Source organism: Paenibacillus tengchongensis (assembly GCF_008973665.1).
Taxonomy (GTDB): Bacteria; Bacillota; Bacilli; order Paenibacillales; family Paenibacillaceae; genus Paenibacillus_AQ; species Paenibacillus_AQ tengchongensis.
The window spans coordinates 15,612-40,515 of record NZ_WACP01000023.1 but is presented as its reverse complement, the minus strand read 5'-3'; the positions used below and the strand labels follow the sequence as shown (position 1 = coordinate 40,515).

Annotated in this window: 25 protein-coding genes; 1 reads left to right on the top strand and 24 read right to left on the bottom strand. The window is 54.2% G+C overall.

All coding sequences use genetic code 11. The features are described from left to right. Window positions 1-5: 5 nt before the first annotated feature. The 16 genes from F1381_RS27030 to pth all read right to left on the bottom strand — a co-directional run bounded on the left by F1381_RS27030 (window position 6) and on the right by pth (window position 17,670). Window positions 6-944, bottom strand: a complete 939-nt coding sequence (locus tag F1381_RS27030; RefSeq protein ID WP_187355590.1) for a serine/threonine protein kinase — start codon at window positions 942-944, stop codon at window positions 6-8. Further along, window positions 934-1,683: a vWA domain-containing protein gene (locus F1381_RS27025; RefSeq protein ID WP_151737915.1), complete on the bottom strand. Its 750-nt coding sequence runs from the start codon at window positions 1,681-1,683 to the stop codon at window positions 934-936. The genes F1381_RS27030 and F1381_RS27025 overlap by 11 nt, the downstream gene beginning before the upstream one ends. A gap of 437 nt (window positions 1,684-2,120) precedes the next feature. Next, window positions 2,121-4,628 carry a stage II sporulation protein E gene (gene spoIIE / locus F1381_RS27020; protein ID WP_151737914.1) on the bottom strand — a complete coding sequence of 836 codons (2,508 nt, stop codon included), beginning with the start codon at window positions 4,626-4,628 and terminating at the stop codon, window positions 2,121-2,123. Between the two features lie 371 nt (window positions 4,629-4,999). Then, a complete protein-coding gene (locus F1381_RS27015; RefSeq protein ID WP_151737913.1) occupies window positions 5,000-5,491 on the bottom strand; it encodes a S1 domain-containing RNA-binding protein in 492 nt (163 codons plus the stop codon). Window positions 5,492-5,613: 122 nt separating this feature from the next. Beyond that, window positions 5,614-5,946, bottom strand: a complete 333-nt coding sequence (locus F1381_RS27010) for an FtsB family cell division protein (protein WP_151737912.1) — start codon at window positions 5,944-5,946, stop codon at window positions 5,614-5,616. A 25-nt stretch (window positions 5,947-5,971) separates the two neighbouring features. After that, window positions 5,972-6,535, bottom strand: a complete 564-nt coding sequence (gene yabQ / locus F1381_RS27005) for a spore cortex biosynthesis protein YabQ (RefSeq protein ID WP_151737911.1) — start codon at window positions 6,533-6,535, stop codon at window positions 5,972-5,974. Next, window positions 6,532-6,816, bottom strand: coding sequence for a sporulation protein YabP (gene yabP, locus F1381_RS27000; RefSeq protein ID WP_151737910.1), 285 nt, complete (start codon window positions 6,814-6,816; stop codon window positions 6,532-6,534). Before yabP ends, yabQ begins: the two co-directional genes overlap by 4 nt. Before the next feature lie 167 nt (window positions 6,817-6,983). Then, complete coding sequence (locus F1381_RS26995) at window positions 6,984-7,262, bottom strand: RNA-binding S4 domain-containing protein (RefSeq protein WP_150275633.1); 279 nt, start codon at window positions 7,260-7,262, stop codon at window positions 6,984-6,986. Beyond that, window positions 7,262-7,534, bottom strand: coding sequence for an HU family DNA-binding protein (locus F1381_RS26990; protein WP_150275634.1), 273 nt, complete (start codon window positions 7,532-7,534; stop codon window positions 7,262-7,264). Before F1381_RS26990 ends, F1381_RS26995 begins: the two co-directional genes overlap by 1 nt. 292 nt (window positions 7,535-7,826) lie before the next feature. After that, window positions 7,827-9,326 (bottom strand): bifunctional methyltransferase/pyrophosphohydrolase YabN, encoded by a 1,500-nt coding sequence (gene yabN, locus F1381_RS26985; protein ID WP_151737909.1) that lies wholly within the window; start codon window positions 9,324-9,326, stop codon window positions 7,827-7,829. Between the two features lie 141 nt (window positions 9,327-9,467). Further along, entirely contained in the window at window positions 9,468-11,153 is a 1,686-nt protein-coding gene (locus F1381_RS26980; protein ID WP_151737908.1) for a putative polysaccharide biosynthesis protein, read from the bottom strand. A gap of 143 nt (window positions 11,154-11,296) precedes the next feature. Next, on the bottom strand, window positions 11,297-11,839 hold the full coding sequence (gene spoVT, locus F1381_RS26975; RefSeq protein WP_151737907.1) for a stage V sporulation protein T: 543 nt from the start codon (window positions 11,837-11,839) through the stop codon (window positions 11,297-11,299). Between the two features lie 226 nt (window positions 11,840-12,065). Then, window positions 12,066-13,130 (bottom strand): peptidylprolyl isomerase, encoded by a 1,065-nt coding sequence (locus F1381_RS26970; protein WP_151737906.1) that lies wholly within the window; start codon window positions 13,128-13,130, stop codon window positions 12,066-12,068. Continuing rightward, window positions 13,117-16,644, bottom strand: a complete 3,528-nt coding sequence (gene mfd, locus F1381_RS26965; RefSeq protein ID WP_151737934.1) for a transcription-repair coupling factor — start codon at window positions 16,642-16,644, stop codon at window positions 13,117-13,119. The genes F1381_RS26970 and mfd overlap by 14 nt, the downstream gene beginning before the upstream one ends. 141 nt (window positions 16,645-16,785) lie before the next feature. Beyond that, window positions 16,786-17,016 (bottom strand): anti-sigma-F factor Fin, encoded by a 231-nt coding sequence (gene fin, locus F1381_RS26960; RefSeq protein WP_151737905.1) that lies wholly within the window; start codon window positions 17,014-17,016, stop codon window positions 16,786-16,788. A gap of 93 nt (window positions 17,017-17,109) precedes the next feature. Further along, window positions 17,110-17,670: an aminoacyl-tRNA hydrolase gene (gene pth, locus F1381_RS26955; protein WP_151737904.1), complete on the bottom strand. Its 561-nt coding sequence runs from the start codon at window positions 17,668-17,670 to the stop codon at window positions 17,110-17,112. Window positions 17,671-17,798: 128 nt separating this feature from the next. On the opposite strand from pth, the gene F1381_RS26950 reads away from it, so the two are divergent. Next, on the top strand, window positions 17,799-17,999 hold the full coding sequence (locus F1381_RS26950) for a hypothetical protein (RefSeq protein ID WP_151737903.1): 201 nt from the start codon (window positions 17,799-17,801) through the stop codon (window positions 17,997-17,999). 129 nt (window positions 18,000-18,128) lie between these two features. Here the strand turns inward: F1381_RS26950 and F1381_RS26945 are convergent, their stop codons facing one another. From F1381_RS26945 to yabG, 8 genes are all read right to left on the bottom strand, one after another. Beyond that, window positions 18,129-19,082 (bottom strand): ribose-phosphate diphosphokinase, encoded by a 954-nt coding sequence (locus F1381_RS26945; protein WP_150275643.1) that lies wholly within the window; start codon window positions 19,080-19,082, stop codon window positions 18,129-18,131. A gap of 90 nt (window positions 19,083-19,172) precedes the next feature. Beyond that, a complete protein-coding gene (gene glmU, locus F1381_RS26940; protein ID WP_151737902.1) occupies window positions 19,173-20,573 on the bottom strand; it encodes a bifunctional UDP-N-acetylglucosamine diphosphorylase/glucosamine-1-phosphate N-acetyltransferase GlmU in 1,401 nt (466 codons plus the stop codon). A gap of 173 nt (window positions 20,574-20,746) precedes the next feature. Continuing rightward, window positions 20,747-21,034, bottom strand: coding sequence for a septation regulator SpoVG (spoVG, locus tag F1381_RS26935; RefSeq protein WP_036696395.1), 288 nt, complete (start codon window positions 21,032-21,034; stop codon window positions 20,747-20,749). A 205-nt stretch (window positions 21,035-21,239) separates the two neighbouring features. Beyond that, window positions 21,240-22,067, bottom strand: a complete 828-nt coding sequence (gene purR / locus F1381_RS26930) for a pur operon repressor (protein WP_151737901.1) — start codon at window positions 22,065-22,067, stop codon at window positions 21,240-21,242. A 97-nt stretch (window positions 22,068-22,164) separates the two neighbouring features. Beyond that, window positions 22,165-23,019 carry a 4-(cytidine 5'-diphospho)-2-C-methyl-D-erythritol kinase gene (gene ispE / locus F1381_RS26925; RefSeq protein ID WP_151737900.1) on the bottom strand — a complete coding sequence of 285 codons (855 nt, stop codon included), beginning with the start codon at window positions 23,017-23,019 and terminating at the stop codon, window positions 22,165-22,167. Between the two features lie 143 nt (window positions 23,020-23,162). Beyond that, window positions 23,163-23,348 carry a small, acid-soluble spore protein, alpha/beta type gene (locus F1381_RS26920; RefSeq protein ID WP_151737899.1) on the bottom strand — a complete coding sequence of 62 codons (186 nt, stop codon included), beginning with the start codon at window positions 23,346-23,348 and terminating at the stop codon, window positions 23,163-23,165. A 147-nt stretch (window positions 23,349-23,495) separates the two neighbouring features. Continuing rightward, the gene (veg, locus tag F1381_RS26915; protein ID WP_151737898.1) at window positions 23,496-23,771 is read right to left on the bottom strand and encodes a biofilm formation stimulator Veg; all 276 of its coding nucleotides are present in this window, start codon (window positions 23,769-23,771) and stop codon (window positions 23,496-23,498) included. 223 nt (window positions 23,772-23,994) lie between these two features. Then, the gene (yabG, locus tag F1381_RS26910) at window positions 23,995-24,894 is read right to left on the bottom strand and encodes a sporulation peptidase YabG (protein WP_151737897.1); all 900 of its coding nucleotides are present in this window, start codon (window positions 24,892-24,894) and stop codon (window positions 23,995-23,997) included. Window positions 24,895-24,904 lie beyond the last annotated feature (10 nt).

The following is a 24,904-nucleotide window of genomic DNA, read 5'->3' as shown; positions in this document are numbered from 1 at the left end:
ACCGGTTAGTTAAAAAATACCCAGTATAATGTAAAGACAAGCACAAATAAAGATAAAGCGAACGCCCCCTTGAGCCAGGCCGGTGTCGCTATCGTCTCCAAGCGCTGCTGTCTTCTGCTGTAAATCTGCTGTTTCCAGATTTCGGCCGCTTGCGCCGATCCGGAGAATCCGCCTTTCAGTGCGATACAGAGCCACGAGCCCAGCTTCTTATCCGGCAGACTTCTGGCCAGTTTCAGCAGTTCATCCGCATTTCTCGTCTGGGGCAGCTGTCCTGCCGCCGCTTTGAGACCCGATTCGTTTAATAGACGCAGACAAAGAACAGCGAAGGAGAACAAATCATAGCTCTCATCCCCTACTCGGCTGCCGGCATTCCAGAATCCGCGGTCATGCCACTCCGTAAACTGCTTCACGCTGCGTCCGATCGGGCTGGCACCGCCGTAATCGATCAGTTCGGCATCGCCGTAATCGGACACCATTACATTCTCCGGCTTGAGATCGCCGAATACAAAGCCGCACCGGTGTAGCTTATTCAGCTCCTCCAGCAGCTTCATTCCTATTAACCCTAGCCATGAGGCGCCCCGTTTAGCCAGGAAATGATGCAAAGGCCGGCCCTCTACATAGCGCATGACATAAAACGGGATATTCCCGGTATCGCCAAAATCGTCAGATTCCAGCATATACGAGGATAGGCCCGCTCCACGGCGGGAGCGGTGTTCACTGCGCATTTTGCAGGACTGAAGCGAGGTCAGCATGTTGATTTCCGACTGCAGCTCAAGCGTATCGTTGCCAATCTTCAGCGCATACTGCTCCCGGCGGCCCTCTCTCTGCACCAGATATACGGTTCCATTCGCCCCCTTGCCCAGCATCCGCTGGACAATATAGCGGTTGCCCCGCCACTTGCCCTTGATCACTGTGCCGGCGGGGTAGGGCGGATTAAACGACATACCCACCAATCATCCCTTCTTGATCGCCATGCTTCTTGCCGGTCAGCAGCGCACGGGGTTCATCCAGCGCAATAGAGCCCTGGAACGCTTCAATAACCTTAAATATAGCCGGACCCGTCGGTGTCGCTCCGCGCATCTTCAGCCTGGAAAAGAGCGAACGGACCTGAGCGATATGATCCGTGAAATCCAAATCCAGCTGTGCATCTTCTCCGCCGCTCCTACCGGGAAAATGAAACACGGCGATTTCGCTGCGCCCGGCGCGGGCCTCCAGGCTGAGCGCCAGATCGCGGACCGCATCCTCGACGGCTGCCAGCTTCGGCTTCATGCTTGCGCTGGCATCGATCAGCAGCGCTATACGCAGCGGCGAAGTCTCCGACAGCTCATCGACGACCTGAACCATTTCTGAACGCTGCTGCGGAGGCAGCTGCGCCAGAGAGCTGTTGCCGAGAATTTTGTGTACCTCTTTATTAACCGCCTGCTGAATCGTCTGAACCACGGTTTGACGGGTCAGCATCTGTACGGTCCGGGCCAGCTGGGCTGTCCCGACAATCCGGCTGAGTCCGCCGCCGGCCTTGGCGATATCGCCAATCTCCCGGCTGCCCAGCTCGCCGATTGTCCCTTCATCCACCACTCCGATGACATTGACGGTGATGCCCTCCCGAAAGGCATATCCCGCTGCCAGCACCGGACTTTCCCCCACATTGGAACAGCCGTCCGTAATGAGCAATATCTGCTTCATTCCCGTGCACTCCCCTTCGTGTTATCTAGTTCTAGCATATCCAGGGGAGAGAGATTTCAAACTTATATAAGATATAAAACATTCGAGTGAATTTAAAGAGACTCGAGAGAATTTTGGACCTCCGATCGCTGTTGTCCCCGAATTTAATGGATTAGATCAGGCGGTTTAAATTCGGGGACAAAGGCGAACGCTAACGCTTCTCCGGTTCCAAAATTTCTCTGCGTCTTCTAATTCACCAATACCATGTCTTAAAGCTTATCTGCGCTTGAAACAGAGAAAAGCAGCAAATGCATGGCTCGCCTAAGAATCAGGCTCGCTAATATTAATAGTAAATACAAGAAAAATCAGAGTGCTGCACAATAATACTTCTATTATAACGCATAATTCTCTGAAGAGCGTAACCGCCGCGAAAGAAACGCGCTGACAGAAATGATAGATTAGCTGACGGTGCGCGGGCGCTCCATCCGCCCGATTCCGGGCATATGCAGGCTGGACCACTCCGGATGATAATGGTCAATGCGGCTGACGACGATGGTCATGTCATCATGAATCTCATGGCCCTGATAGCGGATGACCTTCTCCAGCAGCTCGTCCGCCATAGCCTGAGGGTCATCCTGCTCCAGTTCCTGGATCAGCCGTTTCATCCATATTTCTTTATTAACGGCATAACCGGGCGCATCATAAATACCGTCGGTCATCATAATCAGCACATCGCCCGGACGCAGCTGCATGCTGATCAGATCGACATCGATATCTTTAATGATGCCAATCGGCAGATTGCTGGAGGTCACCGGAATCACCTCGCTGCCGCGGCGGACGAAGCTGGGGGCGGAGGCAATCTTCATAAAGGTGGTCTGCGCCGAATACTGGTCGATCAGCGCCATATCCACCGTGGCATAGAACTCGTCCGGCGAGCGCAGAAGCAGGATGGAGTTGACCGATTTCACCGCCAGCTTCTCGTCCATTCCCGATTGCAGCAGCTTCTCCAGCATGGACAAGGCGGCGCTGCTCTCCATCCGGGCCCGCTCCCCGTTGCCCATACCGTCGCTCACCGATACGGCAAAGGTGCCGTTGCCCAGCTCTACCGAGCTGAAGCTGTCGCCGGAGAGCATGACACCGCCCTTGGCTGCACCCGCCGCACCGGTGCTGACTTCATAGGCCTTGGCTGAGCCGAAAGTAACCATGGACAAGCCCTCGCGGGGATGAACGGCTGTCTCGCTGACCACGGCAATATTCTCCTCCAGAATATCGGAGAGCAGCGGGGCAATCATTTTTCGGCACTCATCGAACCCGCGCGTATAAGCATGCACGACCTCAATTTCCACCCGTCCGGGATCAAGGCTGAGAATCTCGATGCTGTGAATGGATAAACCCAATTTCTCCAGTGCCTGGCGGATCTGGTTCTCCTGGCGGTACATCGCCTGACCCTCGCGTTTGATCTCCTTCGCCAAATCGTCCATGACCTGTGAGACGCCCGACAGCTGTTCGGCGACGAACTGCCGGCTGTCGTAGATCTGCTTTTTCCAGCGCATATCATGCTGATACAGCTCATACTGCCCTTTCATCGCCTCAAGCACCTCGCCCGTCCTTCCGCAGATGCGGCTCCATTCCGGCGGAAGCTGGGCAGCGGTGATATCCGGGCATTCCTCGACCGTGCTCATCATATCCGTCATATACCTGTAGGTCTGATAGAACTTGTTATCCCAGCATTGGTTCCGCCGGATGCACCCTGCGCAGGCACCCTCCGTAACTGTGTTCATAAAATCCTGCATCTCCCGGTCGCTTTTGCCGGCATCCCCCGCACGGGGAATCTGGCCGAAGCTGCTGGAGAGCTGCTGAAACACCTGGGAGAACTGGGTCACTCTTTCGGCGGTAATATCTCTAACTCTCCGCGCATATTCATTTTGGGAGCGGCTGTGATCCGGTGTTCCCGGCACGTATTTGGCGATGGCAGAAATCATGCTCTTGGGTGTGAGGAGAAACAACAGCATTGCAAGTGAGGTCTCCCATGTAGAAATAAGAACATCGCCCGGCCCGAGAAAATACACGGACAGGATCGAAGAACCAAGCAGCATTCCAATAGATACCGCCCCCTTGCGTCCGGACTGCATCATACCGGCCAGCATGCCGGAGAACGCCAGCAGACTCATCTGATAGATGGCGGAAATGTCGGCCAGACTGAGGATAAGGCCCGTCACAACACCTACTGCCGCACCAAGAGGTGCGCCTCCGGCGAGGGCAAAGAGCATAATAAGATAGCGCGACAGAATATGCTCCAAGGAGAGACCGCCAACAGTCCAGCCTACGAGTCCGGTCATCACCGAGGCCAGCAGAATGATCAGGCAAAGAATTTCCTCACTCCGCAACGACCTGCTCTTCTGTTTGAAGGTCAGCAAAGGTAACGCCTGCAGAAAAACGAGCGTTAGCACAAATCCGAGCAGGGCATCGAGCGTGGCCATCAGAAGCGGGTACCAGTCCAGAGAAGGTCCGATGACCACCTGGAACAGGCCGACCATAAAGGAGGAGACAAATACCATCAGCGGTGCATAGGAGAGATCTATTTTCTGAAAGCTTTCAAGACCTTTGTAGATCAAAAGGAACATGGCCAGCTGGGCGAATATCATTATGGCCCCCGGGAATGGAGTAAAGAGGCTGCCCACAATCAGCGAAGCGGCCACCGGCAGCATGGAATCTTTGCGCAGCATGACAATAACGGCGAAAAAGGCTGCGGCAAAAGGCGTAAGCTCGTCCAATATCATGGCACGCCCCAGCAAAAGACCCATCAGGCTGAGCAGCAGTGTCCATTTCTTTACGGCCAGGAATTGTACAGCCGGCAGGTTCATGCTCCAGGCCTTCAGCCGGGCACCCCAAGTTTCTTTGGAACGCTCCTCCTTGTTTCCTGCTTTGGTCCACTCCGGCAAATTGATTACACCACTCTTATTCATTCCTCGCCACCACCCGTTTCGGATTTATGGTTCACATTATATAGCGGGGTTCTCAGGAAAGTTTGTCAGAAACGCAGGGCTGGTCCCAAGAAATTTCCGACAAAAAGAGCTTCGCCGACACCGGCCGGCAAAAGCGGTGCAAGCCCTTGCGAGACAGCAGGTTGATGCAAGTGTGAGTTTCCTCTCTCCGGGAAATGGCTGCGGACACCGCTGCAGATTCGTCAGCGATTGCCCCGGAGATATGTGGGATTGGCAGGGATACTGTCGGTAATTTTATCCATGGCGACAAAAAAACCGCTAAGAGCTTAAAAGCCCTTGCGGTTTATTCTCAATAAAGTCATCTCATTTAAACAACGATGCGCAGGATCCGATTATACGCGCTTAGCGCCACGGCCGCCGCGTTTGCCTTCCGTGTTCTTCTTCAGCGAAGACATCCGTTCCTCGCTGTCTTTCAGGAAGCGTGACATTTTATCCTCGAATGAAGGTTTACCGGCTGCAGGCTTGAATGGACGCCCACCCCGTTCACGATTAAATCCTCCGCCTCCGCCACCACTGCCAAAACGTTCTCCGCCGCCGCTTGGGCGGTCAGGTCTTGGAGCTCTTGGGGGACGTGCTTCTGATGCAGGCTTATCCACGGCCTGCTTGATGGAAAGTCCGATCTTGCCGTCCTTGTCAACATTGATCACCTTGACGGTTACTACATCACCAATCTTCAAATGATCGTTAACATCTTTGACGTAATTATCGGCGATTTCCGAAATGTGAACGAGACCTGTGACACCTCCTGACAGATCCACAAATGCTCCGAAATGCGTGATGCCTGTCACCTTGCCTTCTAACTTGGTGCCCACTTCAATTGCCATAGAATAAAATGATCCTCCCTTAAAAATATACAGACGAATATAAAGAATCCGGTCTGCGGTGATTTGATTATACAGTAAAGAACAAAGCAAGGCAACACAGCGAAAGCCTCTTTTGGCCAGCTTTATTGCCCTGATTGCTCTGTACGGATCGGTGATTCGCCCTGAGGATACATATTGTACCATTTACGTGCCAGCTGACCGATGTATTCCTCGTCATTAAGACGGGAAACCTCGTATTTCAGCTGGTTGAGAGAAGCATTGGCGCCCTCCTGGGCGGCTTGCTTTTGGGTAAGCTGCTCCTTCTTCTCGGCAATCGCTGCGCTCTGGGAGAAGAAGATGTATCCGGCCCAGCCGAAAAACACAGCTACAACCGTCAGCCAGATCAGGCGTCTCCGTTTAGCCCCTGCAGCAGCCTTGCCGCTCTTTCCCTTCTCATCCGCAGCAAATCTGTTCATGCGGCTTACCTCCAAGTCAACAAGTTCAGCGTTTTCTGAGGCGGCTCATCCCGGCCTTTACTTTGGATACCCAGGCGCTATGCGCAAGCTTGGCCCAGTACGGCGAGAACCACTTTGCGGGAAACCACCAAATCGGCTTTGTCAGTCGCAGCAGCAGCTTCAGAACGAAGAGCAGTATACGCCACAATAGTCGCAGCACGCCTCCCAGCAGGCGCCAAAGCCACAGCAGCGGCATGCCGATCAGCACTCCGGTCACTTTCCACAGCAGCCTGAGCATATATTGAACCGACTGAATTAACATTACCACAAATCGCCGGACTGTAACACTGAACAGTAAAAAATAGAACCATACTCCTAGAAAGAGCCCGACAAAGACATAAAACCTCAATTGTCCCTGATTTCCGGCATAAAGCATGCGAAAGGTAAGTAGCGCCGCCCACACCCAATACAGGAAATCGAGTGCGCCGCTCAGCCAGCGGGGAAAATGGAGTCTCAGCGACAGCACCCGGTAGCTGTCATAGGTAAACCCCATGGCTGTTCCGGCCAGCATCATGTAGAGCAGCGTCATCCACTGTACAGACGGGTTCATTTAAACAGCTTGCCGAGAATTCCCTTGTTTTTAGACTGCGCTCCGGGATCCAGATAAATCAGCGAGTGAACGTTGCCCTCCAGCGATAACAGTCCGTTTTCCAGGCTCAGGTTCTTGATATGTAAATGATTGCCCCGAATCGTAAGATGCCCAAGCTCGGTACGAAGCAAAAATTCCTCGCTGTCGAAGCTTTCCACATTCTGTACTCCCGTCAGCTCCAGCTGTTTGCGGCTGCGCATGTGCAAATCATGCTGCTTGTTCGTTTTGACTGGCTCGATCATGGCATGTACCCCTCCTTCTTGGTTCTAGCCTATGGCTGAAGGAGAGATTATAGAACAAGGGCAGGCACAAAATACCCCGGGAAACTTTCCTGCGGAATAAAGCAAAAGCACCCCGGCCGCTTTATGCGCCGGGGTGCTTCCCAAACTGCTAATGATTCGGTCAACGCTCACCAGTCAAGGCCGTTGCTCTTGGCAACAGGCTCTTCGCGGAGCAGTGTATACATTCCGGCAGCTTCGTCCTTACGGGTCGTTTCCACCAGCTTTTCCACTTTGACCGTAACCAGCTTCTGGCCAAACTGTACGGTTATCTCGTCGCCGATCTTCACCGTGCTGCTCGGTTTGGATTCCTTTCCGTTGATCAGCACCCGGCCTTGCTCGGACACATCCTTGGCCACCGTGCGGCGCTTAATCAAGCGGGAAACTTTCAGGAACTTGTCCAGGCGCATTAGTTAACGGCTTCTTTGAGCTTGTTGCCGGCTTTGAATGCCGGAACAGTCGATTCAGGAATTTCGATAGGTGTGCCCGATTGCGGGTTGCGTCCGGTGCGGCCGGAGCGTTTGCGGGTTTCGAATGTACCGAAGCCGATCAGCTGCACTTTGTCGCCTTTGGACAGGGCATCCGTTACTTCGCCCAGAAATCCGTTCAGTACCGTTTCAACGTCTTTTTTGGCCAATCCGCTTTTTTCGGAAATGTTGTTTACCAGATCTGTTTTGTTCATAGTTTAAGGTTCCTCCTAGAGTACGAAAAAATAAATGAAATGCGAGCTGCCTGTCAAAATCCCACCAGGCTCGTCATTTCGTCTTTATCATATTCTTGATGCTGTCCGGAAATCCTGCCGCATGCCGTCGAAATTTAAAAAATTTAAGGAGACGGCAGGCCCGGGTACTATAACATTATAAACCTCTCATGCCGGATCAAACAGAGAATTAAGCCCCATTTCCAGCATTGCCGCTTCCTTCGGGCTCTATACGGCACTTCTTGGTGATGCCGGGCCAATATCTCAGTAAATTCTATTCGCCGCGCTCCTGCGCCTTGGCTTCCTGCCAGAGAAGCTCCATCTCCTCCAGGCTGCTGTTCTCCGGACGTGACCCCCTGCTGCGCAGCCGCTCCTCAATATAGTGGAAGCGGGAGACGAATTTGCGGTTGGTACGGGTCAACGCTTCTTCCGGATCGGCTCCGATAAAGCGGGACAGATTCGCCGCCGCAAACAGCAGATCGCCCAGCTCCAGCGCCTGCTCATCGGCCGGAGCCCCGGACTCGATCGCTTCCTGCAGCTCATCGGCCTCCTCACGGATCTTGGCCAGAACATCGACAGCATTGTCCCAATCGAAGCCGACCTTCGACGCTTTCTTCTGCAGCTTGTACGCCTTCATCAGTGCCGGAAGATCGCGGGGAACGCCGCTGAGCGCCGATTCGGCCTCCGGCTGCAGTCCCTTGCGCCGCTTCTCCTCCGCCTTCATTCCTTCCCAGTTCTGCAAGGCTTCCTTGGCATTGCCGGCACTCATGTCGCCGAAGACATGGGGATGGCGGAAGATCAGCTTATCGTTCAGGCCTTCAATGACATCGTAGACATTAAAGGTGCCCAGCTCCTCCTCCATTTGTGCATGGAGCATAATCTGCAGCAGCAGATCGCCAAGCTCCTCCCTCATGTGGTCCGGATCATCCTCATCAATCGTCTCCAGCACCTCATAGGTTTCTTCGATCAGGTTCTTGCGCAATGATTCATGGGTCTGCTCACGGTCCCACGGACAGCCTTCCGGGCTGCGCAGGATTCCGACAATCTCATGCAGACGGGCAAAGGTGCGGCGGCGGGAGGCTTCCTCGCGGCTGGCCGGTATGTATACGAGCGAAAGGTTGCCGTACCCGTCCAGACGGTCGAGCTCATACAGCGGCACACGCAGGATGCGTTCTTCCCCCTCCACGCCTAGTGCGTGTCCGACAACCACTTCATACTCCGGCGGGTACATTTCCATCAGGCACAGCTTGGTTTCCGAAGCGGTAAAGCCATCGTATACCTGTCCGATCAGCGTGTGCAGCTCCGGCTGGAGCTGATGGCTGCGGATACCCGAAGCGTCAAGCAGCTGAAAGCCTTCGATGGGATCGAAGCCAAGCCGCACGAAGGCTTCGTCCAGGAAGCTTTCACCGCCGAGAATCGTCAGCGCAATGCCGGCCTCCGGGCAGCGTTCGCGCAGCTTGGATACTGCGGATTCCGCCACCATGGGATGTCCGGGAACCGCATAGACGATCTCAGTGCCCTCGGAAGCGGTACGTGTCGCTTCCAGCAATCGTTCAGTGATCGCTTCATATACTTCAGGGAAGGACGACAAGGACTCATACAGCTTGTCGAAGGACTGCGAAGCAATCCCCAGCTCCTGCAGCGCGGACATCGCCGGGTGGTCCGCAGTCCGCACATAAACGGCGGAAGCCGACTGCAGCCTCTTGACGATGCCCAGGGTCAGCCGGTCCGGGTTGCCGGACCCGAGTCCGACTACGGTCAGTGTGGCAGTCATATCTGTTCACTCCTTAGGTATGTTCTCTCTTTGTTAAGGCAAGGCCCGGTAACCGAGCGCTAAATTCGAGGATGTGCTCAGCACAGCGGGCTATCTGAAGCAAATTTCAGTGCAGAAGGCGGAGCTATTTGAAGCAATACCTTAGCGCAGAAGGCGGAGCTTCTTCAGCTTGTCCGCCAGCTTAGGGCCGAAGCCCGGCAGCTGGCGCAGCTCTTCCTCGCCGAGCAGCCGCAGGGCGAGCGCGCCGGCCCCAAAGGCGAGGCAGCCCGCCAGCACGCCGAGCAGGCTCTGGGCCAGGGCAGCGGCGCGCCCGCCGCCAAGCCCCGCGGCCGTGGCCGCAGCATCGGTGCCGTAGCTGACGGCGCCGGCGGCCACCGCAAGGCCCGCGAGCAGCAGCGCGGGCTTCAGCAGGGCATCTGCGAGGCGCAGCCGCAGATGGCCCTGGCGGTGCAGCAGCAGCACGTTCAGCGCTGCTGCGAACCCGTGCGCGGCCACGCTGGCGGCGGCCGCGCCGGTAATGCCCTGCTGCGGCACGAGCAGCAGGTTCAGGGCCGCCTTCAGCAGCGCGGCGGCCAAGAGGTGCAGCGCCGGCGCACGCACGGCGCCGAGGCCCTGCAGCAGCGCCGCCGAGATGATGCTGACCGTGCCGCCGGCGGCGGTGAAGGCCAGCCAGATCATCGTGCTGCTGCCGGCGGTGTCGCCGTACAGCGCCTGGTTGACTGGCGCTGCCAGCACGGCCAGGCCTACGGAGGCGGCCAAGCCGAGCAGCCAGAACCAGCGCAGCGACAGGCTGCAGCGCAGCCGGATCAGCCCCAGGTCGCCGCGGTACTTGGCCTCCGCCAGCGCCGGGATAAAGACCACCGAGAGCGAGGTCGCCAGCATTGTGACGATCTGCACCAGCGGTAATCCGCGGTTATAGATGCCGAACTGGCTCATCGCCGCCGCTTCCCCGTGGCTGGCGGACAGCAGGCGGGGCACGGTGAACACGTCTACAAGGCCGATCAGCGGTACAGCTAGGGCGCTCAGCATCACCGGCAGCCCATAGGCCAGCAGGCGGCGGACCGTAGCGCGCCGTTCTTTAGCGTGCGGCGCAGATATTGGCCCTGGCGCCTTCTCCTGCTGCCGGAGGGAAGCCGCTCCCTCTACAGAGGCTGCGGTCAGTTCTTCCGCCCCTTCATGACGACGGTGCCGCCGCATGTAGAGCAGCATCACGGCCAGTCCGGCCAACCCGCCGCCGGCTGAGCCTACGAGTGCACCGGCGGCAATGTTCGCCGCACTTGCCCCGTTCCGGGTCATGTATAAGAGTAGCGCAACCATGACTACTACGCGCACCGATTGTTCGACAACCTGTGAGACCGCTGTAGGCACCATGTTATGCAGTCCCTGAAAATATCCGCGCAGGGCCGCCATAGCCGGGACTACGGCGAGTCCCAAGGCACTGCAGCGAAGCGCCGGTATTACATGGGAGTTGCCGATCAGCAGTGCAATCAGCGGCGCACCGGCAAAGGTGAGCAGCCCCGCCGCGATGCCGCTGGCAGCCGTCAGGGCAGCCGTGAGGCGCAGCAGCCGGCGGCCTTCCTTCGGATCGCCGCCCGCAGCCGCTTCGGCCACAAACTTGGAGAGGGCGGAAGGAAGCCCCAGCATTGCTGCCGTCAGGAGCATCGTATACAGCGGATTGACTGTATTGTAAATACCGAATACCGCATCGCCACCTAAGTTCTGCAGCGGAATCTTCTGGAGGGTGCCGATCAGCTTGGAAATAATGGCCGCCGCACTAAGAATAAAAGCGCCCTGCAGCAATTTGGAGCCTGGATGATTTGAATTCATAAGATACCTGCTTCTACAGCGATAACTGCCATAATGGAATCAATTTCTATATTATAGCGCAAGAATGCGCGGGAAACGACAAAATCCCGTTTTCCCCTTTGAACATCATACCAAAGGAAAACGGGATTCCATAGAGCGCGATGTTATTGCTCCATTTGTTTGCCGAGGAACGCTGCAGCCGTTTCAGACATTTTGATTTCCAGCTGCGACATCTTTACGGATTCATCCTTGTTGACCAGCACCACGCATCCGATCGGATCGCCGCTGGAGATAATTGGCGCTGCTACATAACTTGATACCGCTTCCGAATGCTCCTTGCCGATATCGTAAGTACCGCTGTTCGTTTCCAGGACAGTTTTGCGGTTCTCCATAACCTTTTCCAGCAGCGCACCCACCGGCTTGTCCAGATAATCCTTCTTTGAGCCCCCGGCCAGTGCTATGAAGCTGTCGCGGTCGGTAATCATGGTAATATGCCCGGTTCCTTCATACAGCGACTCCGCATACTCCTTGGCGAAATCGCCCAGTTCCCCGATGGGGGAGTATTTCTTCAATATGACTTCACCGTCGCGATCGACAAATATTTCAAGCGGATCGCCTTCACGGATACGCAGCGTGCGTCTGATCTCTTTCGGGATTACCACACGGCCGAGGTCATCAATACGGCGAACAATTCCAGTAGCTTTCATTTCACATGTTGCCCCGCTTTCTTAAGAAGTATGGTCCAACTACTGTCCATTATGGGAAAGGATAATCCCAGTGCTTTATCGTAATTTCTGCCCATAGTATTCATCTCTTCCCAGTTCCTTATACATAGTCCCCAGCATCTCTTCCATAAGCCGCTGTCTAAATGGCTGGCCTAAACCGAACAAGCCATCCCCGGTCTTTCGGGAATGGCTTGTCCTAATGTTTAAGTTACTCGGCCGCTTCGGTTGCCGCCGGCGATGCTTCTGCCGATGGTTCTGCAGATGCGGATGGCGCTGCAGTTGCCCCGGACTCATCAGCCGCCGCCGAGCTCTTCGGCAGGTTGATCGTGATCTCCAGACTGTCCAGATCGTTCTCCAGGAACAATTCCAGGTTGTTCGAGGCCGCTGTGCTCTTAACGGACTGCAGCTGCTCCTCAGTCAGTGTATCGTAGGTCGCTTCCTTACGGGCTTCCACCTCGATAATGTGGTATCCGTAGACGGACTGCACCGGATCGCCAACTGTATTGAGTGGCTGCGTCTGTGCAGCCTCCTTAAACCCTTCCACAAACGTGCCCAGCTCTTTATCCTTGTATTGCCCTCCCGCTTCTACAGAAGAGGTGTCGTCGGAGTATTCTTTAACAACCTCAGCGAAATCGGCGCCGCCGTCCAGCTTCGCTTTGGCTTCGTTGGCACGTTTCAGCGCATCCTCTTCGGTACGCTCCTTGCCTTCGGAGTCGGTCAGTGCAATTAGCACATGCCGCAGTGTGGCTACGGTGTAATCACCCTTGGTCGCTTCAAATTCCGTCTTCACTTCATCGTCGGTAAGTTTGAGCAGCATATCCTGATACACCGTGAGCACCCGCAGCATGTAGGCTTTAATCTCCGCCTCGGTTACATTGGCCTGCTTCAGGCTGTCTTCGTAGGTGTCACCAAGCCCATCCTTCAGGGCCGCCACCTGTTTGTCGGCTTCTTCTTCGGCCTGCTTCTTGGCTTCATCCGTTGCCTGGTTCGCCAGATATTCAAAGGCAACCTCCTGCTTCAGAATCGATTCTTTGAAGGCATCGATCTCCAGGTAGGCAGCTTGCTGAGGCGAGAGGAATTTCATCACCCGGGTATCCTGATCAAATTCCTTCTCGGTGATCGTTCCTTCTTTATACGTGGCTACAGCCGCAGTGTTGTCCTCGGCGTTATTGTTATTGTTACCGTTGCCGCAAGCGGCAAGCATGGAAAAGGAAACGGCGGCCGCAAGCGTTACTAGCAGCACCTTCCACGGTTTTTGTTTATTTGATGGCATTATGAAGTTCTCCCTTCAATTTTAAAGACTGTTTGGCCGCCTCCAGAAATTTCTCCAGCAGCTCAAGCAGATCCCTGTCGCTGAGGTCCTTGGCCTTGATCCGAATACTGGCCTTGGCCTCTTTATCAAATTGTACACGTCTTTCGAAGCTATTGCCAACCTTGGCAAGCTTTGCAGTGTCAAAAGCGCCTATGCTGTCCTCATACAAATTGAGTGCAACCTCATCACCCTTACGGATGATCGACTCGAGGCCATACAACTTGCCGTACACCTTGAGCCGGGCAACAGACAGCAGATTGACCACGGCTTCCGGCAGCTCGCCGAACCGGTCAAGCAGCTCATCCTCCAGCTCCGCGGCATCCTCAAAGGTTGAGACGGCGGCAACCTTCTTATAGATTTCAATTTTCTGAATGCTGTCGTAAATATACTCGGACGGAAGATACGCGTCAATCGACAGATCGATAACGGTGTTGCCCTGTTTGAGAGAGGAGTCCTCTTCCCCGAGCACGGTTACCTTCCGTTTGCGGATTTCCTCCGCAAGCATCTGCGAGTAGAGATCGAAGCCGACGGAGGCGATAAAGCCATGCTGTTCAGCTCCCAGCAGATTGCCGGCCCCGCGGATCGACAAGTCGCGCATCGCAATCTTGAAGCCGGAGCCGAGCTCGGTGAATTCCTTAATCGACTGCAGGCGCTTCTCGGCCACCTCTGTCAGCACCTTGTCCCGCTGGTAAGTGAAATAGGCATAAGCGATCCGGTTCGACCGGCCCACACGCCCGCGCAGCTGGTACAGCTGGGACAGGCCCATTTTGTCTGCATCATGGACGATCAGCGTATTGACGTTTGGAATATCCACCCCGGTCTCGATGATGCTGGTACTGACCAGCACATCGTATTCTCCGTCCAGGAAGTCGAGAATGGTCTTCTCCAGCTCCGATTCCGACATTTGGCCGTGTCCGATGCCCACTCGCGCTTCCGGAACAAGCATGGAAATCTGAGCGGCCATTTCCTGAATGCCCTGCACGCGGTTATACAGATAGTACACCTGTCCGCCCCGGGCCAGCTCGCGTTCAACGGCCTCCCGGACCAGCGTCTGGCTGTACTCGACCACATAGGTCTGTACCGGAAAACGGTTCTCCGGCGGCGTCTCAATAACCGACAGATCGCGCACGCCCAGCATCGACATATGAAGCGTCCGGGGAATCGGCGTCGCGGTCAGCGTAAGCACATCGACATTGGTCTTGAGCTTTTTCAGCTTTTCTTTGTGCGTGACACCGAACCGCTGCTCTTCGTCAACGATCAGCAGGCCGAGATCCTTAAAGACCATATCCTGCGAGAGCAGCCGGTGCGTGCCGATAACCACGTCGATCGTGCCCTGACGCACGCCTTTAATCGTCTCATTCTGCTCTTTGCGGCTGCGGAAGCGGCTGAGCACCTGGATATTCAGCGGATAATTGGCGAAGCGCTCGCGGAAGGTCTCATAATGCTGCTGTGCCAGAATTGTCGTCGGCACCAGTATCGCTACCTGCTTGCCCTCGATTGCAGCCTTAAAGGCAGCGCGGACAGCAACCTCTGTCTTGCCGTAACCGACGTCGCCGCACAGTAGCCGGTCCATCGGCCGGTTCTGCTCCATGTCCTTTTTGATTTCCTCAATCGCCCGCAGCTGGTCTCGGGTCTCCTCGTAAGGGAACATCTCTTCGAACTCGCGCTGCTCCTGTGTATCCTTCTCAAAGGCATAGCCAAGAGCGCTCTGACGCTCCGCGTACAGCTTAATCAGATCATCGGCAATATCCTGTACGGAGTGGCGGACTTTGCTCGTCACGCGTGACCATTCATTGCCGCCCAGCTTATAAACCTTCGGCTCTTTATCTTCCGATCCGACATACTTCTGAATCAGGTCGATCTGGTCAATCGGCACGGACAGCTTATCGCCTCCGGCATACATAATATGCATGTAATCACGGTGAATACCGCTTACTTCCAGCGTGCCGATCCCCATATATTTGCCGATCCCGTGATTCTGATGCACCACATAATCGCCGATTTTCAGCTCTGTATAGCTCTTGATCCGTTCGGCATTGTCCATCCCTTTGGAGGATACCTTGCGGGCCTTCCGCTGCTTCTGGGAGAACATTTCGCCCTCGGTAATTACAGCCAGATGGATGGAAGGCAGTTCAAAGCCAGAGCCCAGATTGCCCTGCAGAATCGTCGGCTCCTCAATGCCGTAATCGTACAGGACACGGCGGATGCGCTCGGTCCGCTCCTCAGACCCTGCCAGCATAATAACCTGCACACCTGATTTATGCCAGCGCTCCATTTCGGCTTTGAGCACATTCATCTGGCCGTGGAAATCCTGCATTCCCCGGCTGATGAAGCCCAGAATGTTCTGGGGCTGGATATGCGGCACCTGACGCAGGAAAATCGACATGAACAGGCTCTGAAACGGCCGCTGATACATAATCGCATCATTATCGACGGAAAGATCCAGATCGGGCAGTGTTTTGCCGTTCTGCAGCAGATGCAGATTCCACTCCGACTCATCGCGTTCAAGCTGCTTCGCCGTCTCCAGCAGCCGGGCGGGTTCGTCCAGAATCAGCAGCGTATCCTGCGCCATGTAATCATACAGATGCGTCCGCTCGGGGTACAGCAGGCTGATATATTTATAGATTTCCGGAAAATAAGTATTCTGCCGCAGCATTTCCAGCTCCCGGCCCATTTCCTCACGCAGGCGCAGCTTCGCCTGACGGTCGGTCATTTTCTCCAGCTGACGCTCCAGCATGGCGGCCGCTTCCGTTGAAGCGTTGTCCAGACGCGAATTGTCGGCAATAATCTCCTTGGCCGGACTGATCTTCACACTGCGTACCTTGTCGATAGAGCGCTGATCAGCCGGATCGAAGGTCCGGATCGAATCGACCTCTTCGTCAAACAGCTCCACCCGGTAAGCCAGGGCTGAAGTCATCGGGTAAAAGTCAATGATACCGCCGCGTACGCTAAGCTCACCGCGGTTCTCCACCCGTTCTACGCGCTCGTAGCCCATCTTAATCATGTCTTTCAAAAATTCATCCAGAATGAGGGTGCCATCCTGGGCCACCGTCAGCTGGGCTTCGGCCATCACCTGGGGCGAAGGGAGCAGCCGCCGCACGCCCGAATAAGGCACGACAACAACGCCCCGGAAGCCCTGGGCGCATTTGGTCAACAATTCAATCCGCTGCGCCAGTGTCTCCGGACTGGAGACGGCCGCCTCCGCGGCGACCAGTTCATTGGCCGGGTAGAGCAGCACCCGATCTGCGGAAAGCGCTTCCTGCAAATCCTCGGCGATTTTCTGGGCGGAGAACATATTGTGGGTGACTACGAGCAGCGGACGCTCTGTTTCCTCATGCAGCGCAGCCAGCATAATTTGTCTGGCTGAGCCGGATAAGCCGGATATCAGCTGCTCCTTCATGCCTGCGCCGATGCCACGGACAATGGACTGAAAATCGGTATCTTTAGAAAATGCCTCTATAAGACCTTGTAACAACAAAGAACACCTCTCTTACTAAACAGGTTCCAAGGGTGCGGTCTTCCTTCGCCTGTGCCTGTTATGATTAGATATGGAAAACAAGCCTCGGCAAAAAAGCCAAGGCTTGCGGATGGCAATAGAAGCCGGCCGCTTCTGCCTTTACTGAAGCGGGCTGGCCAGCAGGCTGAGCTCCGGGTTGTTGTCCAAGGCTTCCTTGCAGTAATCGCAGGTTACCCTGACCGTAATCTCACCGTCTGCATCATAGGCTATGATATCTCTGCGCTCCGCGGGGGTCAGGTATTGCAGCCCCAGCTGCATCTCCGTAAACTTGCTTCTATCAATGCTTCCGAGATAGGTCCGGCAATGCCGGCATACATAGTGTATTGCCATCTATATGCCTCCTGAAGGTAGTATATAACCTTCAGTATGCCCTGCGGCCCTTCTCTTTAGCCTTTTAGACAGGTGCTGCAGTTCTGCTTCATATTATCCGTTAAACTTGGCCATGGTCTGCTCAAACGTATGATCCAGGCTAAACTCCAGCGCATCGCATGTATTGCCGATCATGCTCTTTAGTTGCTCGCCTTCCTTCTTGGGAAAAGCGGACAGCACATAATCGACAACGGCAAATCCCGGCTCCGGGCGGGAGATGCCCATCCGCACCCGGTTAAACGTTTGGGTGCCTGTGTGCTGGATAATGGACTTAATTCCGTTATGTCCGCCGGCGCTTCCCTGATACCGCAGGCGGATCTTGCCGATCTCGGTATCCAAATCATCATATACGACAATCAGATCCTCCAGGCTTACTTTATAATATTCCATATAGGCGCGAACCGCTTCACCGGAAAGGTTCATGAAGGTCATCGGTTTGATCAGCACTGTCTTTACGCCGCCGATGTTCCCTTCGCCGATGACCGACTTGCATTTATTCTGGCTGAAGGCAATCCCGTGTCTTGCGGCCAGCTCATCCAGAGCCATAAACCCGACGTTATGCCGGGTCTTGGCATACTGTGTTCCGGGATTCCCCAGTCCTACAATCCATTTCATGTCGATGCCTGATCCTTTCTGCAGGCCTCTTCAGCAGAAGAAACCGGTTTTTGATACAATAAGTTTTGTGAGGTTTATTTTATAAACAACGCTTTGACCATCCAACCTTCAGGACAGGTGATAAAACCATGCTGCAACCGGGCGAGAACTTAACGCAAAAACGCCACTTCCAGTATCATATCGAATATGCTGTGCCTGTCGAGGTGTACCTCGGCAACAGGCACATCGCCATCGGTGTAGTGACCGCCGCAGACGAGAGCTTTGTTGAGCTGCAGGGCACCTTGTATAACCGCAACAGGTTCACCTTTATTTCCCGGCCGGGCTACTGAAGCAAGCCTTACATCCGGGAGTAACACGCCGACAAGGGTTACATCTTCCGTCAACCGGAGGTGTAACCCTTTTTATGGTCTCCAGCCAAGTGGAGAATGGCGCTATGAGTTCATCGTAATCATCGCGAATTATTCGATTTCAAACAGCTTGCTGATCGACAGCTCTTCATGAACGCGGATAATCGCTTCGCCCATCAGCGGAGCTACGGACAACACCTTCAATTTGGAGGTTGGATTGTCGCTGCGGATCGGAATGGTATCCGTCACGATAACTTCCTTCAGCGGTGAATTCTCGAGGCGCTCATGGGCCGGTCCGGACAATACCGGATGGGTACAGCAGGCGTATACTTCCTTCACGCCGCCTTCCATCAGCGCATTCGCACCCAGCACGATCGTGCCTGCCGTATCGATGATATCATCAATCAGGATGGCCGTCTTGCCTTCAATGTTACCGATGATATTCATAACCTCGCTGACATTGGGCTCCGGACGCCGCTTATCGATAATCGCCAGCGGGGCGTTGAGGAAATCCGCCAGCTTTCTGGCCCGCACTACACCGCCATGGTCGGGAGAGACCACCACGGGATTCTCAATTTGCTTGGAACGGAAATATTGGGCGAGAATCGGTACTCCGAGCAAATGATCGACCGGAATATCGAAAAAGCCTTGAATCTGCATCGCATGGAGGTCCATGGTAATGACACGGTGGGCACCTGCTTTTTCAATCAGATTGGCGACCAGCTTGGCCGTAATCGGATCACGGGAACGGGCCTTACGGTCCTGGCGCGCATACCCGTAGTAAGGAATGACGACATTGATGCTCTTGGCCGAAGCCCGCTTGAGCGCATCGACCATAACCAGCAGCTCCATCAGGTTATCGTTGACCGGCCCGCAGGTCGATTGAACGATATACACATGACATCCCCGTACACTTTCCGAAAGCTTAACCTGAATCTCGCCGTCACTGAAGCTGGTGGTATGGGATTCGCCCATCGGAATACCGATATAATCGGCAATCTGGCTGGCCAGCTTTGGATTGGAGTTGCAAGTAAAAATCTTCAATTTTGAATCGCAATAAGTCATAAAATTTAAACCCTCCGTGACGGAATTTAGCTTCCAATAAAGCGCCGGAGAAGGGATCTGTCGACCTCCGGCGCTAAAGTTCCTGGACTTTTACGATGGACTCGACTGGTCTTTCTTGGCTTTGGCACGGGCACGGATCTTCTCCGCATATCCCGGCTTGTTCTCCTGTCTTACCCGGGCAACCGCCAGATCATTCTCCGCAACCGAGCGGGTGATCGTCGATCCCGCTACCACGTAAGCACCCTTGCCTACTGTGACCGGAGCAATCAGATTGGCGTTGCTGCCGATAAAGGCATTATCTTCAATGGTCGTTATATCTTTATTATAACCGTCATAATTGGCGGTAATTGCACCACAGCCGAAATTTACATTCTTGCCGATCTTGGCATCGCCGACATAGCTAAGATGCGGTACCTTCGAACCGTCGCCGATTACCGCATTCTTGATTTCCACGAAGTCGCCAACCTTGACCTCTTCACCGAGAACAGTACCCGGGCGCAAATAGGCAAAAGGCCCAACGGTTGTCCGTGCGCCGACTTGTGCTTGGCTCAGTATGGATTGCTTGACGCAGGCTCCGTCCATCACCACGCCGTCTTCGATTTCACTGGCAGGTCCGATTACGCAGTCTTCTCCGATCACCGTCTTACCCTTCAGGATCGTTCCCGGATGAAGTACAGTATCGGCTCCAATTACAACATCGGCTCCGATATAAGTCGAGGCAGGATCAATGATGGTTACACCGTTCAACATATGACCTTTGTTAATCCGGGCACGCATATAAGCTTCCGCCTCCGACAAGGCCAGCCGATCATTTACGCCAATCGCTTCCGAAGCATCGTCAGTCTGGTAGGCCAGCACAAGATCGCCCTGTCCCCTCAGAATACCGATCACATCGGTGAGATAATATTCACCCTGCATATTATTCGGAGTGACTTCCTCCAGAGCAGCAAATAACTTGGCGTTGTCAAAGCAATAAATCCCGGTATTGATCTCCCGGATTGCTGCCTCATCCGGCGTGCAGTCCTTCTGCTCGACAATCTTGACCAATTCTCCTTCGGCGTTACGGATAATGCGTCCCAGTCCGGAAGGATCCTCCATAACCGCCGTGAGCACCGTGACAGCTGCGCCTCGCTCTTCATGCAGCTCCATTAGCCCTTGCAGTGTCGCAGAAGCAATAAGCGGGGTATCCCCGTATGCCACAACAGTGGTTCCTTGCTCGCCGCCGATCAGTGCCTTGGCCTGCTGCACGGCATGACCCGTACCCAACTGCGTTTCCTGCAGCGCATACTCGGCATCCTGCCCGATATATGCCATGACCTTCTCGGCCCCGTGTCCGACAATAACAACTGTCCGCTCGCAACCCGTCGCTTTAATTGTATCCAGTACATGCCCTACCATCGGTTTCCCGCAGACAGGATGCAGTACCTTATATAATTTAGATTTCATGCGCTTGCCTTGACCTGCGGCAAGAACAACAGCCATTCTCTTCAAGAATGCCAACCTCCTACTTCTTGAGCTCACTACTGAATATATCTCATTCCGGGCAAAAAGAAAAGAGAACCATTCAAGCATGGTTCCCTTTTCTTCGAACCCCAATAAAGTACAGCTTGGCCTTCAGCAATCCCGTACGGACCGCTTCTTCCGAGTGAGCCGCTGCAAATAGCTTAGGCTCCTTCTTCAATAACCTCTTCTTCTTCGGTAGCGGCGCGTTCATATTCAGCCAGTACCGCCGACTGAATCTTCTCGCGGGTACCCGAAGAGATCGGGTGAGCGATATCGCGGAATTCGCCGTCCGGAGTACGTTTGCTTGGCATCGCAACGAACATTCCGTTATTACCGTCGATGACGCGAATGTCATGAACAACAAACTCGTTGTCGATTGTAATGGATGCGATTGCCTTCATTCTCCCCTCAGAGTTGACGCGGCGGAGTCTGACATCCGTAATTTGCATGTGTGTGTTCACCACCTTTTTCCATCAGAGACTTGGTGTATAATTCCACACAGCAAGGCGAATTCCTTCTTTTTGATTCCAAAAAATGCCTGATAAAGAAGATTATTTTTCCATAACCATCGATTTCGACAAGTTTCGGGTAGTATCCTTATATTTCCTCACGAATTCGACAAAATGCTATAACGGATTATTTGTCTACTCCGGCTTAAGAAGAAAAGAAATTTCCGGGATGGGCGGAGATCCGCCGGCCTTTGGAATCGACTTCGGTCAACTTAACGAGAGAGACATAATCATGCAGGAGCCGCTCTTCATTCTCGACCGCTCCCGACTCCACCAGCACCGCGACACCAGCAACCTCAGCATTGAACTCGCCAAGCAAGTCCACCATCCCTTGCACGGTTCCACCGGCCTTCATGAAATCATCAACAATGAGCACCCGGGACTTCTCGCGCAGCGCTCTGCGCGACAGGGTCATCGTATGTATGCTTTTATGGGAACCAGATACATAGTTGATGCTTACCGCCGAGCCTTCCGTTACCTGATGGTCCCGCCGCACCAGAACGACCGGGAGCCCGAGCTGTTCGGCCGTAGCATACGCCAGCGGAATCCCCTTCGTTTCTACGGTCATTACGACATCGATATCGACACCGTAGAAAGCCGAAGCAATAATCTTGCCGGCCTGGCCCATCAGGGAAGGCAGCCCCAGCAAATCAGACATGTAGAGGTAGCCGCCCGGCAGAATCCGGTCACTGCTCTCCAGCTGGCTGCACAGGCTGCGCACGAAATCCAGTGCCAGCTCCTTCGGTATGCGCGGAATATACCTTACCCCTCCGGCGGCGCCGGCCAGCGTCTGCAGCTCGCCCATACCTTCACCTTCAAATACCTCTTTAATGATCGCCAGATCCTCGCTGATCGACGATTTCGCCGCTCCGTACCGGTCGGCAAAGGTAGACAGCGGCAGTAAGTCATGCGGTTTATCAAGTAAAAATTGGGTCATATCCACCAATCGTTGGCTTCTCTTTAATTTTCTCACGGGACGCTCCTCGCCAAAACCGAATATTATTATCAAATAATATCACTTTTGTACGGATTTATACAAGCGTCTGCCCCTAAACTTTGGCCTGTTTGCGTTAGCCCAGAGAGCGGACGGCATAGACTTCCTTGCAGAATCCGCGCAGGCCGTTGAAGATCCGCGCCACTTTGGATTCCTTCTGCACCAGACCGAATACAGTCGGTCCGCTGCCTGACATCAATACACCGTCAGCGCCAAGCTTAACCATTGCTTCTTTGATCTGCTGTACCTCTGGGTGTAGCTTCAGGGTCACATCCTCAAGCACGTTGCCGAGATTCCCGCAAATCTCCGCAAAGTCCCCCGCTTCAATCGCTTGCCGCATCCGGAGCGCGGAAGGATGATTGGTTATGCTCGCGGCGCGCACACGCCCGTACACCTCCGCCGTCGAGACATTGATCGGCGGCTTGGCCAGAATCACCCAATACTGCGGCGGACTTTGAATGGGCGTCAGCCGCTCTCCCCGGCCTGTGGCCAGTGCGGTACCGCCTGTTACACAGAACGGAACGTCTGAACCGAGCTCGGCCCCCAGCTCCTGCAGCTCCTGCGCCGGAATGCCGAGGCGCCAGAGCCGGTTGAGGCCGCGGAGCGTCGCCGCGGCATCGCTGCTGCCGCCGGCGAGTCCGGCGGCGACCGGAATTCTTTTGTCGAGATGAATATGTACACCGTTTTTTACGTTATAACGTTCTTTAATCAGCCTTGCCGCCTGGAAAGCCAGGTTCTTCTCATCCAGAGGAATATAGCCGGCCTGGCTTGAGATGATAATGGAATCACGCTTCAGCTCAGACAGTTCCAGACGGTCGGCAAGATCGACCATCGTCATAATCATCTCCACCTCATGAAATCCGTCAGGCCGTTTATGAAGCACGTCCAGCATCAGATTAATTTTGGCCGGTGCTTTTTCATACATTTTCAAGGCGTTCACCCACCTTCACTTTTCCCGTACAAACAACTTAACATATTATATGAGAAACCGCAGTTGAAGTCTATACGGATGAACGGAAAAACGGACACCGCCCTAAAGGACAGCCTCCGTTCTTCGCTTACCAGTGCCGCGCCCTAAATGTTATTACGTGCAGCGGCGGCCTGCTCGGCCAGCTGAATGGCCCGTTTCACCATATTACCGGCATCCTTGGCCCGGATACCGCCCCACCCTTCGCGCTCCACGGTATCGTAGAATCCCAGCTCCTTAGCGAGTTCTGTCTTTAGTTCATCGGACATCACGCTTCGTCTTCTGCGGCTCATTACGGATTACCTCCCTATGGACAAATGATGAATGAGGTGTTGCCCCGTTAGTATGCTGCCGGAGGCCAAAGCCCATTCATAATTGATGACAGTACGCATGGCTGCATAAAAAAATAACAGCCCCCTGAGCAGAGGGCTGTCTGAAACTTAAGCTTTAATATACATGATCCGCATCTGCCCATCCTCTTCACAAACCGTGATCTCCACTGATTCGGTAAGTATGTCGGCATAGCTGTAGGAGACACGCTTAAACGATTGCTGCTCCTGATCCAGTTTGACAATAAATACAGAAGGGTACGTTTCTTCCAGGACACCGGTGCGTTCCACAGTTTTGCGACGGCCACCGTTAGCACGTAAAGTGATCTTTTGACCGACGTGAGCTTCGAGACTGCGTTTGATTTCCAATAGCGCATTATTAGCCATTGCCTGACGACCACCTCTTTCCTTGTCCATTATACAACTTTTAGTATCCATTGTCAAATTAAATAATTAATTATAGTTGATGTAAATATGTATTGTCAACGAATTTTTTTTGAAGGTTTGGTGGGCTTGCTATGAACCGCTTGTTATCCGCATCAAAGGTCTGCATTATAAAAAACGCCGTCTCTAAGACGGCGTTTCCTTCTGTTTCCTTTTTCCCGAATAACTACAATACAGATGGCGTCACCTTTAATGTGGACAAGTTCTGCAGCCGGGGCATCCCGATGCGGAAGCTGCCGCGTGTCTCAATTCCGCCCATGCCCTGGCTGCCGCTGATCGTATGATTCAGCACATCGCCTAAATTGACGGTGTCACGGATGGAGGTAAAGGCCGCCTTGGCCGCGATATACACAGGATCGAGCGCATGGATCAGAATCCGTCCCGGCGAGCTGGCGAAGTTGGCTCCTGCGCTCAGCAAAGCTTCAAAATGGGACTGGCAAGCCCCCGCCACAATGGTCAACGTATCAAAATTACGCTCATATTCACGCGCAACCTGTATAGCTGCTACAAAATTTTGTGAATTTTTGTAGCTTGAAATATTATACAGATCATAGGTATGCGGCTGCTTTAACACCCCGTCATGGCCTGTAATCACCACAATGTCAGGACGTACCCGCGGCAGTAGCCGGTACAGCGTTTCGGCCATTTTTGATTCATGCACGTGATGCCCTTCCGCCGGAATCCGCAGCTGCTCATACAGGCTTAGACTCTTGTTCAAATAAAGCGAATCGCCGTCGAGATGCAGCACCTTGCCCGGAACTTCAAAGTAAGCCGCTTCCTTGGCGGACTGCGGCCATGTGCCCAAGACGCTCTCTCCGCTGCGCTGGCTGATCTCCTGACGGTCTTTCCGCAGACGCGACAGCGATTCATTGGCCTTGATCCGCGCCTGCTCCCCGCGCTCGGTCACACGGGTCGGCGGCACCTGAATCAGGTCCTCCAGGGGGGCATCCGCAAGCAATCGGAATTCCGTGCCCTTGATGACCGCTCCGTGCCGCAGCATATTTTCAATCCGGAAAGTGACATCTCCGCCATAGGATTTGCGAATGACCAAATCACCTAAATTCATTCCAACACCA

Coding starts and splice junctions, on each gene's coding strand:
- pth (WP_151737904.1), bottom strand. CDS start 17,670: ATGAAATGGATTGTAGGACTGGGGAATCCCGGAACACAGTATGCCAAG.
- yabG (WP_151737897.1), bottom strand. CDS start 24,894: ATGAATTTAGGTGATTTGGTCATTCGCAAATCCTATGGCGGAGATGTC.
- F1381_RS26945 (WP_150275643.1), bottom strand. CDS start 19,082: ATGACTTATTGCGATTCAAAATTGAAGATTTTTACTTGCAACTCCAAT.
- yabN (WP_151737909.1), bottom strand. CDS start 9,326: ATGACTGCCACACTGACCGTAGTCGGACTCGGGTCCGGCAACCCGGAC.
- F1381_RS26980 (WP_151737908.1), bottom strand. CDS start 11,153: ATGAATTCAAATCATCCAGGCTCCAAATTGCTGCAGGGCGCTTTTATT.
- F1381_RS26995 (WP_150275633.1), bottom strand. CDS start 7,262: ATGCGCCTGGACAAGTTCCTGAAAGTTTCCCGCTTGATTAAGCGCCGC.
- spoIIE (WP_151737914.1), bottom strand. CDS start 4,628: ATGAATAAGAGTGGTGTAATCAATTTGCCGGAGTGGACCAAAGCAGGA.
- F1381_RS27030 (WP_187355590.1), bottom strand. CDS start 944: ATGTCGTTTAATCCGCCCTACCCCGCCGGCACAGTGATCAAGGGCAAG.
- spoVT (WP_151737907.1), bottom strand. CDS start 11,839: ATGAAAGCTACTGGAATTGTTCGCCGTATTGATGACCTCGGCCGTGTG.
- yabP (WP_151737910.1), bottom strand. CDS start 6,816: ATGATCGAGCCAGTCAAAACGAACAAGCAGCATGATTTGCACATGCGC.
- yabQ (WP_151737911.1), bottom strand. CDS start 6,535: ATGAACCCGTCTGTACAGTGGATGACGCTGCTCTACATGATGCTGGCC.
- spoVG (WP_036696395.1), bottom strand. CDS start 21,034: ATGCAAATTACGGATGTCAGACTCCGCCGCGTCAACTCTGAGGGGAGA.
- F1381_RS27015 (WP_151737913.1), bottom strand. CDS start 5,491: ATGGCAATTGAAGTGGGCACCAAGTTAGAAGGCAAGGTGACAGGCATC.
- F1381_RS27010 (WP_151737912.1), bottom strand. CDS start 5,946: ATGAACAGATTTGCTGCGGATGAGAAGGGAAAGAGCGGCAAGGCTGCT.
- F1381_RS26950 (WP_151737903.1), top strand. CDS start 17,799: ATGCTGCAACCGGGCGAGAACTTAACGCAAAAACGCCACTTCCAGTAT.
- F1381_RS26920 (WP_151737899.1), bottom strand. CDS start 23,348: ATGAGCCGCAGAAGACGAAGCGTGATGTCCGATGAACTAAAGACAGAA.
- F1381_RS27025 (WP_151737915.1), bottom strand. CDS start 1,683: ATGAAGCAGATATTGCTCATTACGGACGGCTGTTCCAATGTGGGGGAA.
- veg (WP_151737898.1), bottom strand. CDS start 23,771: ATGGCTAATAATGCGCTATTGGAAATCAAACGCAGTCTCGAAGCTCAC.
- fin (WP_151737905.1), bottom strand. CDS start 17,016: ATGGCAATACACTATGTATGCCGGCATTGCCGGACCTATCTCGGAAGC.
- F1381_RS26990 (WP_150275634.1), bottom strand. CDS start 7,534: ATGAACAAAACAGATCTGGTAAACAACATTTCCGAAAAAAGCGGATTG.
- F1381_RS26970 (WP_151737906.1), bottom strand. CDS start 13,130: ATGCCATCAAATAAACAAAAACCGTGGAAGGTGCTGCTAGTAACGCTT.